The sequence below is a fragment of the Ruegeria sp. SAZD013 genome (assembly GCF_059612525.1).
Genome location: NZ_JBXWQT010000019.1, coordinates 12,304 through 28,988 on the forward strand (window position 1 = coordinate 12,304; position 16,685 = coordinate 28,988).

The window sequence follows — 16,685 nt, forward strand, 5'->3', positions numbered from 1 at the left end:
AATAAGGTAGCGTGTCGGCACTTGTTTCCGGGGGCTATCCGTGCTGCGTTTCTTAATCTTCATTCTGTGTCCGGTCGTGCTGGCGGCCTGCGTCGACCGGACGGTATCCGAAACGGTCCCATCTGCATTGAAAATCGGAACTCCCGAAACGGTTTTTGCGGCCACCACACGTGCGCGCGAGCCCGATGGCGCGTATGGATTCCGCCGCGCAGAACGCCTGCAATTTCTGGAAACGACCGTGTCGATACCACCGGGCCGTTCACCGGGAAGCCTTAAATTTTCATACGCAAACCCTGACCCGAGAAAGCAGTTCGTACTGGCAGAGGTCGATCAGCTAAGCGGGCCGCAACAGTTGAAGGACAGGCTGAGTGGGGCTGACGAAGTCACGATTTTTGTGCATGGCTATAACTCCACTCAGACAGAGACATTGTTCCGGGCTGCTCAGCTGTCACATGATATCGGTATTCCCGGTCAAATCCTTGTCTATTCATGGCCCAGCCGCGCGACAGGCTATGGTTATGCCTATGATCTGGACAGCATGTTGTTTGCCCGTGATGGGCTGGAGGAAACCATTCGTCTTCTCAAGTCGATGGGGGTCAGGCGGGTGGCCCTTGTGGCGCATTCAATGGGCGGCGCGCTGGCTATGGAGATGATACGGCAAACCGAACTGAAACAGCCGGGCTGGGCAAAGCGAAATCTGGAAGGTGTTATTCTGATCTCTCCCGATCTGGACGTGGATGTTTTTCGGTCGCAGATGAACAGTATCGACAATCCTCCTGATCCTTTTGTCGTGATGGTGTCCAAGAAAGATAAGATCCTGAACATTTCAGGTCGGCTGAGGGGAACCGCCGATGGTGAAAGGCTGGGCAATATCGGATCGGCCGAGAAACTGTCCGAATATCCGATTGAAATCGTGGATACGACTGCCTTCAACAGCGATGCGGAATCTTCCCATTTTGTGGCCGCCACTTCTCCGGCCCTGTTGACTATCCTCCGCTCCGTGCGCCGGGTCAGCGAAACCTTTGGGCGCGATGACCGGCGCGGGATCGACATCCTCGTACCGCCAAGCCAGCGCAATCCTGTTGGCGCAACAGAGATCGTGCTGACTGAAACCGGCCAGGCCCAGGTGAGCAATCCGTGACGCGGGTTTCCCTGCACCGGTTTCTTGTGGACAACGCGACCTGGCTTGCGACCGGCGTTCTGCTGACATTTCTGTCCAGTTTCGGGCAAACCTTTTTCATCTCGGTCTTTGCTGGTGAAATCCGCTCTGAATATGGCCTCAGCCACGGCGCATGGGGTGGGCTGTACACGTTAGGCACGACCCTGTCTGCAATCGTGATGATCTGGGCTGGAGGGTTGACGGATATCTTCCGCGTACGGGTATTGGGCCCAGTTGTGTTGGCGGGACTGGCGTTGGCCGCCATTGCAATGGCGCTGAACACCTGGCTGCTGCTGTTACCACTGGTGATCTTTCTGCTGCGGTTATTTGGGCAGGGGATGAGCACGCATCTTGCCGTGGTCGCAATGGCCCGCTGGTTCACGGTTACGCGGGGCAAAGCACTTTCCATCGCGTCCACCGGCTATGCGCTTGGCGAGGCGTTGTTGCCGCTGATTTTTGTTGGCGCCATGGTCTATCTGGATTGGCGCTGGCTGTGGGTTGCCGCGGCGGGCATCACGGTACTGGGTATTCCGGTTCTGATGCGGCTGCTGCGAGAAGAGAGAACTCCACAAAGCCTCGCCAACGCGTTTTCAGCATCGGGAATGCAGGGAAAACACTGGACCCGGCGGGACGCTCTGTTCCATCCTTTGTTCTGGTTTATGGTGCCATCAGTGCTTGGGCCATCCGCATTCATCACCGCATTTTTTTTCCATCAGGTTTTTCTGGCTGATGTGAAGGGTTGGCAGCATATCCAACTGGTGGCTCTATTCCCGATCTTTACCGGAATATCTCTGTTTTCCATGTTTGTCGCAGGCTGGGCGCTGGATAAATGGGGGACCGCCCGGATCATGCCCTACTACCAGCTTCCGATCGCACTTGGGTTCGTTATTCTGGGCACAACCAATTCGATCAGCGGCGCGACCCTGGGGCTGGTCTTCCTGGCCTTGACGGTTGGAGCAAACAGCACATTGCCCAGCGCATTCTGGGCCGAATTCTACGGAACCCGGCATATCGGTGCGATCAAGGCGATGGCCGCGGCCGTCATGGTGCTGGGATCGGCCATCGGCCCGGGCCTGACCGGCGTTCTGATAGACCTTGGCGTTTCGCTGAACACACAGTTCATCTGGATTGGGGTGTTCTTCGTGCTGGTTTGCGTTCTGGTCCGAACAGGCATTTCCCGCGCCCGTCGGGATTTTTAGCGCATTCGCCTGAGATAGACGTAATAAGCACCCTCGCCGCCATGACTGATATGCGCGGGCGTGATCTGCATCACCGCCTGCGCCAACGGCGGTATGGACAGCCAATGCGGCACTTGATTGCGTAATACGCCACGCGGCGTCGGGATTGGGCCGGGTTCGTCGCGGTCCTTGCCCTTGCCGGTTACCACCAGAACCAGTCGTTTACCTTGTGCCTGCGCGCTCAGGATAAAACGGATCAACGCAGGATGGGCCGTATCAACCCGCATACCGTGAAGATCCAGCTTGCCTTCGGGCTTTAGCTTACCGCGCTTCATCCGGCCAAAAGCCTTGATATCCATCTGAACAGGCGCGGCACGCAGCGCGTCCGTCAACGATGGTTTCAGATCGTTTGGCTTCGAGTTCGGCTGAAGGTTCTGACCAAGCTCAAACACCTCAAACCGGGGTTTTGGTGTTTTTCTGGGCCTGGGTTTCGGCAGGGTGGTCGGATGGACGGTCTGAAGACAGTCCGGATGCAGACGCTCGGCCTGTTTGGTGACCTTGCGCCAAAGCTCGATCTCATCGGTTGTCAGTTTGCGCCGGGTCATCAGAATTCATCCGGCAACAGGGCATAGGCGCGCTGAATAGGCAACAACAGAACCATCCGACCCGGATCTTTCAGCCTGCCCGCAGCCTGTCCGGCTTCTTCACCGGTACCGAAAAAGATGTCCGCCCGTTGCGCACCTTTGATGGCCGCGCCTGTGTCCTGCGCGATCATTAGCCGTCGCAACGGGTTTTCACCGTCCTTTTCCACCCAGACAGGTGCGCCCAATGGTGTATAGGCGGGGTCCGCCGCAATCGAGCGCATTGTCGTGATCGACCGGTTCATCGCCCCCAAAGGTCCAAATTCAGGGGCAACGCGTGAAACTTCGCGAAAAAACACGTATGACGGGTTGTGAAACAGCAACTCGGCACCGGCCTCGGGGTTCTTGCGCACCCAGGCGCGGATCATCTGGGCGCTGACCTCATGCGCACCCAGAACCCCGCGTCGCACCAACTCGACACCGATCGACCGATAGGGGTGACCATTCGCACCACCATATCCAACCCGCAGCGCTCCGCCATCCGACAATCGAATACGCCCCGAGCCCTGAATTTGCAGAAAGAACAGCTCAACTGGGTCGTCGACCCAGGCAATCTCTAGCCCGCGGCCCTGCATCACATCGCCGGTCAGGATGTCACGACGGCTCAGCCATGGTCCTTCCGCACGGGCTTCGGGTGGCATCTTGTAGATCGGGTATTTGAAACGGTCTGTCCGGGTGCGCGCGCCGTCAAGCTCGGGTTCAAAATAGCCGGTAAACAGGCCCTCTTTGTCATCCTCGACCAGAACAGGGCGGAAGAATAACTCGAAAAAGGCGCGGGCAGCATCCGGTTCATATGTTCTGGCCACACCACACAAGGCGCGCCAATCCGGGTCATCCAGATCACCGCACGTGTTCAGAAAAACGGAAAGGGCCGCGCCGTGGTCGTCCTCCGCCCAGCCCTGCAGATCGTCAAACGACAGAATGGATCGCGTTGCCTCGGCTCCGGCAGCGCTGGCGGTGGTCATTGCGCCCACCAGTAAAAGCGACCGAAGCGTTGCAATCATGCGTCCGTGGCGACAAGCAGCCAGTTCGGATCGTCCTTGCCCATGACACGGGCAAAGGTCCAGCTGTCTTTCTGGCGCTTCACGGTATTCGGGTTGCCTTCGACGATGTCGCCTCCGCGATCGCGCACGACCGAGGTCAGCTCTCCCACGAACTTCATCGTGATTTCGGCCTGGTTTGAGTCCTTGTCGAATTTCACATCCGTCAGGGTGGTTTCCCGCACGCCGATGAATTCGGCCTCGATGGTCAGGCCCTGATCTTCACGAGCTGCCACGACCGAAACGAAAGTCTCGAACACTTCTTCCGACAGGAAAGGCTGGATTTCATCCAGATTGCCCCTTTCAAACCCCATCACGATCATCTCATACGCGCCGCGCGCGCCCTGAACGAACTCGCCGACCGAGAAGCCGGGCTCGACACGTTTCATTGCAGCCAGGGTTTGCGCCTGTTCGCTGTCTTCGGCGACATGGTCGGTAATGTCATGATCCGGGCCGCCATCGATCACCTCGAAACCGCGGCGCGATTTATGCGCTTCGGGCTGTTGCTGCACAGGCGGTTTTTCAAAGCCTTCACGCGTGCCCAATACGCTTTTGAGGCGCAGGATCAGGAAAATGGCAATTCCGGCCAGGACCAGGAGCTGGATCATAGGGTTGTCGCTCATTTCATTCTCTTTTCAACGCCGCGACTTTGTATACACGGCCTCATGCCACTATGTAGGTGACAGTGAGTGGCAAGTCCACAGCCCGGCCTAAGGGAAAGGATAACGCAAATGTATCTGTTCTTGGCATTTTTGTTGGTGCCCATAATCGAAATCGCGCTGTTTATTCAGGTTGGTGGTTTGATTGGGTTGTGGCCGACACTTGCCATCGTAGTGCTGACCGCGGTTCTGGGCACGGTTTTGGTGCGGACACAAGGTCGCATGGCGCTTGGACGGCTGCAACGGTCCTTTGCCGAATTGGACGATCCGACCGAACCCCTGGCCCATGGGGCAATGATCCTGTTGTCGGGCGCTTTGTTGCTGACACCGGGTTTTTTCACTGATGCCGTTGGTTTTGCGTTGTTAGTTCCCGGTATCCGCATCGCCGTTTTCCGGTACCTGAAATCCAAGGTTACAGTGACTCAGTTCCAGATGGGGCCGGGCCCCGGATATCAAACCCGGGGGAACCCTTTCGATCAGGGCGATATCATCGATGGGGAATTCACCGAAGTTCGGCCAAAAAAAGACTCCTCGAAGCCTTCGAAATGGGTGGAAGGCCCCCACCAGCATTGAGGTGCCGCGCCCAACTTGCTAAGCAGTGGCGAATTTCATTTTTGGAGTAGATCCATGGCCGAAGAAAACGCTGCAGAAAACACTGCGGCCCAAGCCGCCCCGCAGGTTCAGATGCGTGTTCTGGGGCAGTTCATCCGTGATATGTCCTTTGAAAACGTGATGGCGCAAAAGGGCGTTTCCGGAGACGTACAACCGGAAATCGCCGTTCAGGTGAATCTGGATGCCAAAAAACGCGCGGCGGACCATCAGTTCGAAGTTTCGATCAAGCTGAACCTGACATCCAAAGCCAAAGGCATGGATGACATCTTGTTCCTGTGTGAACTGGACTATTGCGGAATGTTCCACGTGGAAGGTGTGCCGGAAGATCAGCTGCACCCGTTCCTGATGATCGAGTGCCCGCGCATGTTGTTCCCGTTCCTGCGCCGCATCGTCAGCGATATCACCCGCGATGGCGGCTTCCCGCCGGTCAACTTGGACAATATCGATTTCGTAGCGCTCTATCGCAACGAGTTGATGCGCCGTCAGGCCGAACAGGCCCAAAAAGCCGACGCGTAAGGTTTTGACCTGCGCCTGTCCGGATCAGGCGCGGGTCCACAAGGCGTTGTCGCCCAGTTTTTCCACGAAAGCTTCATGTGCTGCGCGTTCATCCTCGGTGATCCGGGATGGCAATGGTGTGCTGCGCGGTGTAGCTCGCCAATCATCGCTGCCACCGTCCGCAGAAGATGTGGATGTCGACAGACCAAAATCCGGCTGCCGCCCACCGATCAATTCCAGGTAAACCTCGGCCAGAATTTCCGAGTCGAGCAACGCGCCGTGCAACACACGGTTCGAGTTGTCGATATTGAAGCGACGGCACAGCGCATCCAGTGACGCTGGCGAACCGGGGAACCGTTTACGGGCAATTGCCAGTGTATCCAACGCCTGCTCCATGGGGATAAGCGGGGCACCCATCCATTTCAACTCGGCATTCAGGAACTTCATGTCGAATGAGGCGTTGTGGATCACCAACCGCGCATCGCCAACAAATTCGCGAAATCCATGGCCAACCTTTGCAAAGACCGGCTTGTCTTTCAGAGTCACTTCGCCCTTTTCCGGCGGGCGCGGGGTTTCCAGCAGATCGGGACCTATACCATGCACGCCAAACGCCTCTTCCGGCATAGAGCGTTCGGGGTTGATATAGACGTGGTAGGTTTCACCGGTGGCAACGTGGTTCCACAGCTCAACGGCGCCGATTTCCACGATCCGATCTCCGCTTTCGGGATCAAACCCGGTGGTTTCGGTATCCAGTACAATCTCACGCATGTGCCATCCCCGCCCGTATCTGCCTGACCACATCCTGCACCTGCGCGCGGGCGTGGTCCAGAGTATCGGTCACGATCACAAAATCCGACCGCGCGCATTTTTCATCGTTCGGCATCTGCTTGGCGCGGATCTGCTCGAACTGCGCCTCGGTCATTGTACCCCGTTCCATAACGCGCCGCTTTTGGACTTCGGCTGGGACCGAAACGCAGGCCACTGCGTCCATTGCTGCATCAGCGCCCGTTTCAAACAAAAGCGGAATATCGAACACCAGGATGTCGCTTGTAGCGCTTTCGCGAAATTCCGCACGATCAGCAGCGACAAGTGGATGCACAATCGCCTCAATCGCTTTCAACGTGGCCGGGTCACCCGCGATAATTCGTTTCAACGCGTCTCGGCTGACCACTCCATCACGTATCGCATCGGGAAAGGCTGCCCGCATTGGTTCAACCGCTGCTCCACCAATGGCATACAGCCGATGCACCGCCGCATCCGCATCCCACAATGCGCACCCTTCTTCAACGAACATCTGCGCTGTGGTGCTTTTCCCCATACCGATTGAGCCTGTCAGGCCAAGCGCAAAACTCATGCCAGGGCCGCCGCGCGCGTATCCGCGTCTACTTCGGGGCGGACACCAAACCAGCGTTCAAATCCGGGAACAGCCTGATGTAGCAACATCCCCAGACCATCGACTGTGGTGCATCCGGCCTCCTCGGCAGTTTGAAGCAGGCGGGTTTTCAAAGGCGCATAGACCAGGTCCGTTACCACGGCACCGGGCTGCAACCCGTCCAACGGCACGCGCAGCTCTGGCTGGCCCTGCATCCCCAGTGAAGTCGTATTGACCACCAGTTCGGCGTTTTCAATGACATTTCCCGCCTGAACCCAATCGACCACGCGAATGCGTTGGCCGAACTCTTCCTTCAGATGATCCGCGCGGGCGCGCGTCCGGTTGGTCAGCAGGATTTCCGGCACCCCGGCATCAGACAAAGCCTGCAAAACGGCACGGGCAGCGCCCCCGGCACCAAACACCACCGCCGGGCCATCTTTCGCATTCCAGTCAGGTGCGCCATTGCGCAGGTTTTCCATAAACCCGTACCCGTCGGTGTTATCTGCGTGGATCGAACCATCAGTTCGGAATACCAGCGTATTTGCGGCACCAATGACCGTTGCGCGGTCGGAAACGTGATCTGCGATCTTCAGCGCAGCTTCTTTGTGCGGAACGGTCACGTTGGCCCCGACAAAGCCCGCTTTGGGCAGGGTTCGCAGCACAGTCTCCAGATCAGCAGAGGCGACGTCCATCGGGATATAATGCCCGACAAGCCCATAGGTCTTTAACCAATGCCCGTGCAGCTTGGGTGAACGCGAATGCCCGATGGGGTGCCCGATCACTCCGGCTAAAGGAACCCGGTTGTCTGTCATTGCTCGATCACCCCTTTGACAGCCAGAAAGTTGAGAAGCTCTAACAGAGGCATACCCAAAACGTTAAAATAGTCGCCGTCAATGGTGGCGAACAGGCGGACGCCTTCTTCTTCCAGCTTGTAGGCTCCGACGGCATGGCGAATGCTGTCCCAGTTCCGCGTAACATAGTCTTTCAGAAAGGCATCGGAACTGGCCCGCATCCGCAAACGCGCTTGCCCCACATGCCGCCAGATCGGCTCACCATCCTGATAGATCACAACAGCGGACAAAAGCATGTGCCGCTTGCCGCGCATATCTTTCAGTTGGGCCAACGCCTGTTCCGGGGTTTCGGGCTTTGACAGCAGCTGCCCTTCGAAATCCAGCACCTGATCGCAACCGATCACCATGGCGCCAGGGTTTTTGTCACTGACCTTACGCGCTTTGATCTCCGCCAGCGTATCCGCAATATCGCGTGGTGCGGCATCCTCTGCCAGCAACGCCCGTTTGACCGTCTCTTCATCCACGCGCGCCGTTTGAACCGCAAACGGCACACCTGCGTTCCTTAGCAGTTGCGCGCGAATAACAGATCCCGAAGCCAGAAGAATGGGGACAGACATGTGGAAAACCCCGTGTGCAAATCGATGAGAGTTCTGGGGTGTTTTGTATGGTTTTCCGGTTGACACGCAACCCCGGGAATTTTGTGGCAAAGATCCCCGAGTCGCTCAAATCTCATCCTGTCGGGACAAGGATAACTCTAACTCGTGGGATAACAGATGTATCCAGCGATACCCATCGGGTTATCCACAGACCAGATTCGCCTGGTTCAACGTAAATAACTGATTTATATATATAATTTGTACTATCAACAGAATCTCTGGGAACCTCAGATATTTTGTCCCCCTGGGGAAAACGCTAGGGTAAAAATAATAATCCACGGATATTTAGCACCCTACAAAACCATCATCCTTTTTCTTTTCTTATTTTTTTATTAGGGAGAGTTCCGAACAACGTTCGGAGCCGGCATGACAGACCTTCTTTTCACGATTTACCCGTGGGTGAAGTCATTACATATCATGGCCGTGATCTCATGGATGGCGGGCTTGTTCTATCTGCCCAGACTGTTTGTTTATCACGTCGAAAAAGCGCAGGCCGTAGAGGGCGCGCAAGACATCTTCTTTGAAATGGAAGACAAGCTGCTGCGGGTGATCATGCGCCCCGCGATGGTTGTGACCTGGTTATGCGGGCTGATCATGGTGTTCACACCGGGGATCGTCGGATGGGATTTCGCATGGCCCTGGGTTAAAGGCGCGGGCGTGATCGCGATGACCTGGTTCCACCATTGGCTTATGGCCCGAAGAAAGGATTTTCTGGCAGGCCAGAATAAGCTCACTGGGCGGCAATATCGCATGATGAACGAGGTTCCGACCATTCTGATGGTTACCATCGTTCTGGCGGTCATACTGAAGTTCTGAACGCCTGTTTGACTCCGAACGACGCTGCGCTTATGTAGATCACAACACGCCCGTCCGGGCGGCGTATTTTCCGTACTGAAATTCCACTTCAAGCCGCGTTTTCAGCGGTGAAGGTATGTATCATGTCCAATGAATCCCTGAATCTGGCCGACCTGAAAGCCAAAAGCCCCAAAGACCTTCTGGCAATGGCCGAAGAGCTGGAGATCGAAAACGCCTCGACCATGCGCAAGGGCGAGATGATGTTCCAGATTCTCCGCGAACGTGCCGATGATGGCTGGACCGTCGGCGGTGATGGCGTACTGGAAGTGCTACAGGATGGGTTCGGCTTTCTGCGCTCGCCCGAGGCAAACTATTTGCCGGGTCCTGACGATATCTATGTTTCGCCCGATATGATCCGTCTGCACTCACTGCGGACCGGGGACACGGTCGAGGGCGAGATCAAGGCGCCGGACGAGAATGAGCGTTATTTCGCGCTGACCAATGTCACCATGATCAACTTTGAAGATCCCGAGAAGGCCAAGCACAAGATCCTGTTCGACAACCTGACGCCTCTGTACCCGGATGAGCGTCTGAAGATGGAAATCGAAGATCCCACCATCAAGGATAAGTCCGCGCGCGTGATCGATCTGGTTGCGCCGATCGGTAAAGGTCAGCGTTCGCTGATCGTGGCACCGCCGCGGACTGGTAAAACCGTGATCCTGCAGAACATCGCGCATTCGATCGAACAGAACCATCCGGAGTGTTACCTGATTGTCCTGCTGATCGACGAACGCCCGGAAGAAGTGACCGACATGCAGCGCTCGGTTAAGGGTGAGGTTGTGTCGTCAACCTTCGATGAGCCCGCAACGCGTCACGTGGCCGTGTCGGAGATGGTCATTGAAAAGGCCAAGCGCCTGGTCGAACATAAACGAGATGTTGTTATTCTACTCGACTCAATCACAAGACTTGGTAGGGCTTTTAACACCGTTGTACCATCCTCGGGCAAGGTTCTGACCGGTGGTGTGGACGCAAACGCGCTGCAGCGGCCCAAGCGTTTCTTCGGCGCGGCCCGGAACATCGAAGAGGGCGGATCGCTGACCATCATCGCCACGGCGCTGATCGATACCGGCAGCCGGATGGACGAGGTGATCTTTGAAGAATTCAAAGGTACTGGTAACTCGGAAATCGTTTTGGACCGCAAGATTGCAGACAAACGCGTGTTCCCGGCGATCGACATCCTCAAATCCGGTACACGGAAAGAGGACCTGCTGGTCGACAAGGGCGATCTGGCCAAAACCTTCGTTCTGCGCCGTATCCTCAATCCGATGGGCACCACCGACGCAATCGAGTTCCTGTTGTCGAAGTTGAAACAGACGAAGACAAACGGCGAGTTCTTCGATTCAATGAACACATGACACAGGTCTTAAGCGACGCGAGGCCTACGAATGGATACGATATTCGCCTTGGCCAGCGCGCAAGGCAAAGCAGGGGTGGCGGTCATTCGCCTCTCTGGCCCCGAAGCGCATTCCGCAGCTGCATGTCTGAGCGGCGCGGAACTGCCCAAGCGGGGAATAGTCTTGCGCACCCTGCGGGATCAGGACGGATCACGTCTGGATGATGGTCTGGTTCTGACCTTTCAGGCACCGGCAAGTTTCACCGGGGAAGACGTGGCAGAACTTCAGATCCATGGCAGCACGGCCTCGGTCAATGCGGTTCTGCGCTGTTTGTCGAACACCGATGGGCTGCGGCTGGCGGACCCGGGTGAATTCACACGCCGGGCCCTTGAAAATGGCAAGATGGATCTGACACAGGTCGAAGGCCTTGCAGACCTGATTGACGCGGAAACCGAGGCACAGCGTAAGCAGGCCCAGACCATTCTTGCCGGTGAGCTTGGCACGCTGGCCGAGCGCTGGCGGCGCGATCTGATCCGCGCGGCATCGTTGCTGGAAGCCGTCATCGATTTCGCTGATGAAGACGTCCCCACCGACGTCACGCCGGAAGTCCGCGATTTGACAAGCGGTGTTCTGGCAGATCTTCGTCGAGAAGCAGATGGGGTGAAGATTGCCGAGCGTATTCGTACCGGATTTGAAGTGGCTATTGTTGGTCTTCCCAATGCAGGAAAATCAACCCTGTTGAACGCGCTTGCAGGACGTGAAGCCGCAATTACCTCGGAATTCGCAGGCACAACCCGGGATGTGATCGAGGTTCGTATGGATCTGGCTGGCTTGCCGGTGACATTGCTGGATACGGCCGGGTTGCGGGAAACCGAAGATCACGTCGAGAATCTTGGGATCGAGCTGGCTCGAAAACGGGCAGAAGCGGCAGACTTGCGTGTTTTTCTGACCGAAGTCCCGGAAGAGCTGGATGTAGCTGTGCAGGATGGCGATATCCATGTTCTGCCCAAAGCAGACCTGCGGGAAGATAAGAGTGAAGGTGTTTCAGGAAAGACAGGACAGGGGATTGATGCGCTTGTCGACCAGATTTCGTGGGCCTTGAGTGAAAGAACCACAACAAATGGTATAGCCACGCGTGAACGCCATCGCGCTGCGATGAACAAGGCATCGGCTTCACTTGTTGCTGCGATCACGGTTCTGGAATCAGGCCCGGACCTGTATGATATCGCTGCGGAGGAGTTAAGGACTGCCATACGGGCGCTTGAATCTCTGGTCGGCAGAATTGATGTCGAGACACTGTTGGATGAAATCTTCTCCAGCTTTTGTTTAGGAAAATAAGGATTGTTTCACGTGAAACATTCAAACTTTGATGTCATCGTGGTTGGGGCCGGTCATGCCGGTACGGAAGCCGCGCACGCCGCTGCCAGGATGGGTGCGAAAACCGCTTTGGTGACATTATCTGCGACCGATATCGGCGTCATGTCCTGCAACCCGGCTATCGGTGGGTTGGGGAAGGGACATCTGGTTCGAGAGATTGACGCGCTGGACGGTGTAATGGGTCGCGTCGCTGACCAGGCTGGTATTCAGTTTCGACTGTTGAACCGGCGAAAAGGTCCGGCTGTTCAGGGTCCCAGAACGCAGGCTGACCGCGCCCTTTATCGTGCGGCAATGCAAAACGAAATCAGCAACCAGGAAAACCTGTCCATTATCGTTGGGGAGGTTGTAGACTTCCTGATGGACGGACTCCGTGTCGCCGGTGTCCTGCTTGGAGATGGGTCGGAAGTGCATGCCAAAGCCGTTGTTCTGACTTCCGGAACCTTCCTGCGCGGCGTCATCCATATCGGCGACGTGTCACGGGCTGGTGGGCGGATGGGAGATCGCCCGTCGATAAAACTGGCCGAGAGGTTGGATAGCTATAACCTTCCGCTGGGACGCTTGAAAACCGGCACACCGCCGCGTCTGGATGGGCGCACTATCGACTGGTCAGGTTTGGAAAGACAGGACGGGGATGAGGACCCGACCTTGTTTTCTTTCCTGTCAACATCGGTTGTCGCGCCTCAGATTTCCTGCGGTATTACACATACCAATGCCAAGACGCACGAGATCATCGAAGCAAACCTCTCAAAATCGGCGATGTATGGGGGCCATATCGATGGCATAGGTCCAAGATATTGCCCTTCGATCGAAGATAAGATTGTTCGCTTTGCAGATAAGGACTCGCATCAGGTTTTTCTTGAGCCCGAAGGCGTCAATGATCACACGATTTATCCCAACGGTATTTCAACGTCACTGCCTCAGGACGTGCAATTGGAATACGTTCGGTCGATCAAAGGGCTTGAAAATGCGGACATTCTTCAACCGGGCTATGCGATCGAATATGATTATGTGGACCCACGTGTCTTAACCGCGTCCTTGTCGCTACCCGACGTTCCGGGACTATATCTGGCAGGGCAGATCAACGGAACCACAGGATATGAGGAAGCTGCGGCACAAGGGATGGTTGCTGGCCTTAACGCGGCGCTGGACGTACAGGGCCGCGAACCGGTCATTTTCACCAGATCAGACAGCTATATCGGCGTGATGATAGACGACCTGACGACACGTGGTGTGGCAGAGCCTTATCGAATGTTCACCTCCAGGGCCGAGTTCCGACTGTCTCTGCGTGCAGATAATGCAGATCAACGGTTGACGCCGATTGGGTTGGAACTTGGCTGTGTCGGAGAGAGGCGTCAGGCGCATTTTGAGAAGAAAATGAGCCAGCTTGATGCAGCGAAATCCAAGCTGACCGCTCGCACATACACACCCAAGGAAGTTCTTTCAGCCGGGATCAACGTCAACCAGGATGGAAACCGCCGAGATGGAATGGCGATTCTGGCATTTCCGGATACATCTTTCGAGGACTTGTTTCCCTTGATACCAGATCTACAAGATGTAGACGTGGCGATCCGGCTTCAAATCGAACGTGACGCACTTTATGCGAACTATATCGACCGGCAAAAGCGCGATGTTGAGGCTATGAAGCGGGATGAATCCTATGTTATCCCGCGTGAATTTGACTATTTTGGCCTGGACGGGCTGTCTTCTGAGATGAAGCAGAAACTGTCACAGGCCAAACCGTCGAACATAGCGCAAGCAAGCCGAGTCGAAGGCGTTACACCGGCTGCGCTCACCCTTGTCCTGGCGAAATTGCGCCGCGATCAACGAGCGCGTCAGGCATGATGGCCGATTTTTCCAAGTTTGATGGCTTGAATGTTTCACGTGAAACATTCGAACGTCTGAAAATCTATGTTGATCTGGTGAACCGCTGGAATCCCAGGATAAATCTTGTTTCACGCAATAGTCTGGAATTCATGTGGGATCGGCATATTCTGGATTCTGTCCAAGTTTTTCGATGCGCTGAAACGTTTGAAACCTGGGTGGACCTTGGCAGTGGCGGCGGGTTCCCCGGAATGGTATGCGCCATTATTGCTGCCAAGGAAGCTCCGACCGCCAGTTTCTCTCTGGTGGAAAGCGACCAGAGAAAATCGGCTTTTCTGCGTAACGTCGCCCGTGAATGTGGCGTGTCGTGTAAAGTGATTTCTAAGCGGATCGAGGTGGTTGAACCCCTGGGCGCAAACATCGTTTCGGCGCGCGCGCTGGCGGATCTGCGTACATTGTTATCATTCTGTGACAGGCATTTAGGTGAAAACGGGACCGCGCTGTTGCCCAAAGGTGCAAACTGGAAAAAAGAGCTGGATGAGGCGCGTGAGGAATGGAATTTCGATGCTGAGGCCATTACAAGTTTAACTGAACCTCAGGCCGTTATCCTTAAGATCAAAGGAGTATCACGTGGTTGATCTGTCTCGACCGTCCGGACCCCGGATAATTGCGGTTGCCAATCAGAAGGGCGGAGTAGGGAAAACAACCACAGCAATCAACCTAGCGGCAGGGTTGGCCGAAGCTGGCTGCAGGGTATTGGTGGTTGACCTCGATCCACAAGGGAATGCATCAACCGGTTTAGGGGTCGAAGATCGGGATTGGACCACTTATGATCTCATCCTGGATGACGCGCCCTTGGAGGCAGTGGTTCAGGAGACGGAGATCAAAAACCTTCTGGTTGTCCCTGCAACGGTTGACTTGAGCTCGGCAGATATCGAGCTGATTTCCAACGAAAAACGCAGCTATCTGCTGCACGATGCGCTGCGTCAGACGGCAGTGGACGCGTTTGAGCTGGATTTCATCCTGATAGATTGCCCGCCGTCACTGAACCTCTTGACCGTAAATGCGATGGTTGCCGCCCATTCTGTCCTTGTGCCGCTGCAAAGTGAGTTCTTTGCGTTGGAGGGTCTTTCGCAATTGATGTTGACGATCCGGGAGGTCCGGCAAACCGCGAATCCAGACCTGAGAATCGAAGGTGTTGTGTTAACCATGTATGACAACCGCAACAACTTGTCCCGCCAGGTCGAAAAGGATGCGCGTGACAATCTGGGTGAGATGGTTTTTAAAACAAAGATACCCAGGAATGTGCGGGTCAGCGAGGCGCCATCCTATGCGCTGCCGGTATTGCAGTATGACTCGGGATCACTTGGTGCGATGGCGTATCGGCATCTGGCCCGTGAGATCATGCATAAGAACAACAAAACCGCAGCATGAGCGGTGGTGAGGAGGCCGACATGAGCACCAGGAAAGCGAAATCCAGAGGGTTGGGCCGGGGATTGTCCGCACTCATGGCGGATGTTAATCCGGAAGCGGGCAACCGGGTATCATCTGACGCGCGCAGACCTGATCTGAAAGTTCCGATCGAAAAGCTGAAGGCAAACCCAAATCAGCCGCGACGCACGTTTCAACCCGAACAACTGGATGAGCTTGCCGCGTCGGTCCGGGAAAAAGGTATTATCCAACCCTTGATCGTACGTCCGGCGGGGGCCGGAGAATATGAAATCGTCGCTGGTGAACGCAGGTGGCGGGCGGCTCAGATGGCGCAGCTGCACGAGATCCCAGTGATCGTGCGTGAGTTTGATGATACCGAAGTACTGGAAGTTGCAATTATCGAAAACATCCAGCGTGCTGACCTGAACGCGGTGGAAGAGGCCGCCGGCTACAGGCAGTTGATGGATCGCTTTGGGCACACGCAAGAAAAGCTTGCCGAGGCATTGGGGAAAAGCCGCAGCCACATTGCGAACCTGTTGCGGCTTTTGTCTCTGCCAATAGACGTACAAACACTTGTTATTGAAGGGAAATTATCGGCCGGCCATGCGCGTGCGCTGATTACGGCGGAAAACCCCTCGGAATTGGCAAAACAGATCGTCAAGGATGGCCTGTCTGTGCGTGCAACCGAAGCGTTGGTCAAGAAACAACAGCAAGGCGACACTCCACGACCTGCTTCCAGATCCAGGAATCTGGATGCTGGAAAAGATGCTGATACGCGCGCGCTGGAAAAAGACCTGTCCGCTATTTTGGCTATGAAAGTCTTAATCAATCACAAGGCGGGAACGGAATCCGGTCAGGTTGTTCTGACATATGAAAACCTGGATCAGCTTGACGATCTTTGTGCAAAGCTCAGCCGTTAGGGCGCGTCCAGATAAATATCAGGACGCCACCCAGAACAATGATCTGAATGATCAGCACGAAGGGCGGAACGGATAGTAGCAAAGACACCCCGAAAACGGCGGCGACCGAAAAGGTTGCTGCCTTTTTTGCGGCCGGGCGTATTGCGCCCGAACTCTGCCAATCCAGTATCATTGGCCCGAAAATCCGGTGCGACAGTAGCCAGTTATGCAACCGTGAAGAGGATCGCGCAAAGAAAAACGCTGCCAGCAACAAAAACGGAACCGTTGGAAGAAGAGGCAGAACAACCCCAATCGCGGCCATCGCAACGCAAAGCAATCCCAGCCCCGCCCAAAGATACTGCATA

General features: G+C 55.7%; 19 protein-coding genes. 11 read left to right on the top strand and 8 right to left on the bottom strand.

The annotated features are described in order from the left end of the window. The first annotated feature begins 40 nt into the window (after window positions 1–40). Together AC2FLU_RS05125 and AC2FLU_RS05130 are read left to right on the top strand one after the other, a co-directional pair. A complete protein-coding gene (locus tag AC2FLU_RS05125; protein WP_480474404.1) occupies window positions 41–1,141 on the top strand; it encodes an alpha/beta hydrolase in 1,101 nt (366 codons plus the stop codon). After that, the gene (locus tag AC2FLU_RS05130) at window positions 1,138–2,358 is read left to right on the top strand and encodes an MFS transporter (protein WP_496808967.1); all 1,221 of its coding nucleotides are present in this window, start codon (window positions 1,138–1,140) and stop codon (window positions 2,356–2,358) included. Before AC2FLU_RS05125 ends, AC2FLU_RS05130 begins: the two co-directional genes overlap by 4 nt. Here the strand turns inward: AC2FLU_RS05130 and AC2FLU_RS05135 are convergent. From AC2FLU_RS05135 to AC2FLU_RS05145, 3 genes are read right to left on the bottom strand one after another with little or no spacing between them, the layout of a single operon-like run. Then, window positions 2,355–2,942 (bottom strand): Smr/MutS family protein, encoded by a 588-nt coding sequence (locus AC2FLU_RS05135; protein WP_496808966.1) that lies wholly within the window; start codon window positions 2,940–2,942, stop codon window positions 2,355–2,357. The two genes, AC2FLU_RS05130 and AC2FLU_RS05135, sit on opposite strands and share 4 nt — an antisense overlap. After that, window positions 2,942–3,982 carry a murein transglycosylase A gene (gene mltA / locus AC2FLU_RS05140; RefSeq protein ID WP_480474401.1) on the bottom strand — a complete coding sequence of 347 codons (1,041 nt, stop codon included), beginning with the start codon at window positions 3,980–3,982 and terminating at the stop codon, window positions 2,942–2,944. The genes AC2FLU_RS05135 and mltA overlap by 1 nt, the downstream gene beginning before the upstream one ends. Further along, window positions 3,979–4,641, bottom strand: coding sequence for a Tim44/TimA family putative adaptor protein (locus AC2FLU_RS05145; protein ID WP_480474400.1), 663 nt, complete (start codon window positions 4,639–4,641; stop codon window positions 3,979–3,981). The genes mltA and AC2FLU_RS05145 overlap by 4 nt, the downstream gene beginning before the upstream one ends. Before the next feature lie 108 nt (window positions 4,642–4,749). Between AC2FLU_RS05145 and AC2FLU_RS05150 the strand changes: the two genes are divergently transcribed. Further along, complete coding sequence (locus AC2FLU_RS05150; protein ID WP_480474399.1) at window positions 4,750–5,250, top strand: FxsA family protein; 501 nt, start codon at window positions 4,750–4,752, stop codon at window positions 5,248–5,250. 54 nt (window positions 5,251–5,304) lie between these two features. Then, window positions 5,305–5,805: a protein-export chaperone SecB gene (gene secB / locus AC2FLU_RS05155; RefSeq protein WP_209506872.1), complete on the top strand. Its 501-nt coding sequence runs from the start codon at window positions 5,305–5,307 to the stop codon at window positions 5,803–5,805. A gap of 24 nt (window positions 5,806–5,829) precedes the next feature. Here the strand turns inward: secB and dnaQ are convergent, their stop codons facing one another. Genes dnaQ through AC2FLU_RS05175 form a run of 4 tightly spaced genes read right to left on the bottom strand, consistent with a single transcriptional unit; the run spans window position 5,830 to window position 8,564 of the window. Next, the gene (gene dnaQ / locus AC2FLU_RS05160; RefSeq protein ID WP_496808965.1) at window positions 5,830–6,552 is read right to left on the bottom strand and encodes a DNA polymerase III subunit epsilon; all 723 of its coding nucleotides are present in this window, start codon (window positions 6,550–6,552) and stop codon (window positions 5,830–5,832) included. Beyond that, window positions 6,545–7,138 carry a dephospho-CoA kinase gene (gene coaE / locus AC2FLU_RS05165; protein WP_496808964.1) on the bottom strand — a complete coding sequence of 198 codons (594 nt, stop codon included), beginning with the start codon at window positions 7,136–7,138 and terminating at the stop codon, window positions 6,545–6,547. The genes dnaQ and coaE overlap by 8 nt, the downstream gene beginning before the upstream one ends. Continuing rightward, complete coding sequence (locus tag AC2FLU_RS05170; RefSeq protein ID WP_480518235.1) at window positions 7,135–7,968, bottom strand: shikimate dehydrogenase; 834 nt, start codon at window positions 7,966–7,968, stop codon at window positions 7,135–7,137. Before AC2FLU_RS05170 ends, coaE begins: the two co-directional genes overlap by 4 nt. After that, window positions 7,965–8,564 (bottom strand): Maf family protein, encoded by a 600-nt coding sequence (locus tag AC2FLU_RS05175; protein WP_496808963.1) that lies wholly within the window; start codon window positions 8,562–8,564, stop codon window positions 7,965–7,967. The genes AC2FLU_RS05170 and AC2FLU_RS05175 overlap by 4 nt, the downstream gene beginning before the upstream one ends. A 405-nt stretch (window positions 8,565–8,969) precedes the next feature. On the opposite strand from AC2FLU_RS05175, the gene AC2FLU_RS05180 reads away from it, so the two are divergent. The 7 genes from AC2FLU_RS05180 to AC2FLU_RS05210 all read left to right on the top strand — a co-directional run bounded on the left by AC2FLU_RS05180 (window position 8,970) and on the right by AC2FLU_RS05210 (window position 16,341). Then, window positions 8,970–9,419 carry a CopD family protein gene (locus AC2FLU_RS05180; RefSeq protein ID WP_480554302.1) on the top strand — a complete coding sequence of 150 codons (450 nt, stop codon included), beginning with the start codon at window positions 8,970–8,972 and terminating at the stop codon, window positions 9,417–9,419. A 122-nt stretch (window positions 9,420–9,541) separates the two neighbouring features. Continuing rightward, entirely contained in the window at window positions 9,542–10,813 is a 1,272-nt protein-coding gene (rho, locus tag AC2FLU_RS05185; RefSeq protein WP_480494027.1) for a transcription termination factor Rho, read from the top strand. A 30-nt stretch (window positions 10,814–10,843) separates the two neighbouring features. Next, window positions 10,844–12,130: a tRNA uridine-5-carboxymethylaminomethyl(34) synthesis GTPase MnmE gene (gene mnmE / locus AC2FLU_RS05190; RefSeq protein WP_496811898.1), complete on the top strand. Its 1,287-nt coding sequence runs from the start codon at window positions 10,844–10,846 to the stop codon at window positions 12,128–12,130. Window positions 12,131–12,142: 12 nt separating this feature from the next. Further along, window positions 12,143–14,011, top strand: coding sequence for a tRNA uridine-5-carboxymethylaminomethyl(34) synthesis enzyme MnmG (mnmG, locus tag AC2FLU_RS05195; RefSeq protein ID WP_496808962.1), 1,869 nt, complete (start codon window positions 12,143–12,145; stop codon window positions 14,009–14,011). Beyond that, entirely contained in the window at window positions 14,011–14,628 is a 618-nt protein-coding gene (rsmG, locus tag AC2FLU_RS05200) for a 16S rRNA (guanine(527)-N(7))-methyltransferase RsmG (protein WP_480554306.1), read from the top strand. The genes mnmG and rsmG overlap by 1 nt, the downstream gene beginning before the upstream one ends. Further along, complete coding sequence (locus AC2FLU_RS05205) at window positions 14,621–15,424, top strand: ParA family protein (RefSeq protein ID WP_480554307.1); 804 nt, start codon at window positions 14,621–14,623, stop codon at window positions 15,422–15,424. The genes rsmG and AC2FLU_RS05205 overlap by 8 nt, the downstream gene beginning before the upstream one ends. A 20-nt stretch (window positions 15,425–15,444) precedes the next feature. Continuing rightward, window positions 15,445–16,341 (top strand): ParB/RepB/Spo0J family partition protein, encoded by an 897-nt coding sequence (locus AC2FLU_RS05210; protein WP_496808961.1) that lies wholly within the window; start codon window positions 15,445–15,447, stop codon window positions 16,339–16,341. Here AC2FLU_RS05210 and AC2FLU_RS05215 read toward each other — a convergent pair. Next, window positions 16,331–16,684 carry a YbaN family protein gene (locus AC2FLU_RS05215; RefSeq protein ID WP_480554309.1) on the bottom strand — a complete coding sequence of 118 codons (354 nt, stop codon included), beginning with the start codon at window positions 16,682–16,684 and terminating at the stop codon, window positions 16,331–16,333. The two genes, AC2FLU_RS05210 and AC2FLU_RS05215, sit on opposite strands and share 11 nt — an antisense overlap. Between the last annotated feature and the right edge of the window lies 1 nt (window position 16,685).

What these genes read in the sequence shown, in the direction of transcription:
- AC2FLU_RS05135 (WP_496808966.1), bottom strand. Translation starts at nt 2,942, where the DNA reads ATGACCCGGCGCAAACTGACAACCGATGAGATCGAGCTTTGGCGCAAG.
- mltA (WP_480474401.1), bottom strand. Translation starts at nt 3,982, where the DNA reads ATGATTGCAACGCTTCGGTCGCTTTTACTGGTGGGCGCAATGACCACC.
- AC2FLU_RS05145 (WP_480474400.1), bottom strand. Translation starts at nt 4,641, where the DNA reads ATGAGCGACAACCCTATGATCCAGCTCCTGGTCCTGGCCGGAATTGCC.
- AC2FLU_RS05150 (WP_480474399.1), top strand. Translation starts at nt 4,750, where the DNA reads ATGTATCTGTTCTTGGCATTTTTGTTGGTGCCCATAATCGAAATCGCG.
- secB (WP_209506872.1), top strand. Translation starts at nt 5,305, where the DNA reads ATGGCCGAAGAAAACGCTGCAGAAAACACTGCGGCCCAAGCCGCCCCG.
- dnaQ (WP_496808965.1), bottom strand. Translation starts at nt 6,552, where the DNA reads ATGCGTGAGATTGTACTGGATACCGAAACCACCGGGTTTGATCCCGAA.
- coaE (WP_496808964.1), bottom strand. Translation starts at nt 7,138, where the DNA reads ATGAGTTTTGCGCTTGGCCTGACAGGCTCAATCGGTATGGGGAAAAGC.
- AC2FLU_RS05170 (WP_480518235.1), bottom strand. Translation starts at nt 7,968, where the DNA reads ATGACAGACAACCGGGTTCCTTTAGCCGGAGTGATCGGGCACCCCATC.
- AC2FLU_RS05175 (WP_496808963.1), bottom strand. Translation starts at nt 8,564, where the DNA reads ATGTCTGTCCCCATTCTTCTGGCTTCGGGATCTGTTATTCGCGCGCAA.
- AC2FLU_RS05180 (WP_480554302.1), top strand. Translation starts at nt 8,970, where the DNA reads ATGACAGACCTTCTTTTCACGATTTACCCGTGGGTGAAGTCATTACAT.
- rho (WP_480494027.1), top strand. Translation starts at nt 9,542, where the DNA reads ATGTCCAATGAATCCCTGAATCTGGCCGACCTGAAAGCCAAAAGCCCC.
- mnmE (WP_496811898.1), top strand. Translation starts at nt 10,844, where the DNA reads ATGGATACGATATTCGCCTTGGCCAGCGCGCAAGGCAAAGCAGGGGTG.
- rsmG (WP_480554306.1), top strand. Translation starts at nt 14,011, where the DNA reads ATGGCCGATTTTTCCAAGTTTGATGGCTTGAATGTTTCACGTGAAACA.
- AC2FLU_RS05210 (WP_496808961.1), top strand. Translation starts at nt 15,445, where the DNA reads ATGAGCACCAGGAAAGCGAAATCCAGAGGGTTGGGCCGGGGATTGTCC.
- AC2FLU_RS05215 (WP_480554309.1), bottom strand. Translation starts at nt 16,684, where the DNA reads ATGCAGTATCTTTGGGCGGGGCTGGGATTGCTTTGCGTTGCGATGGCC.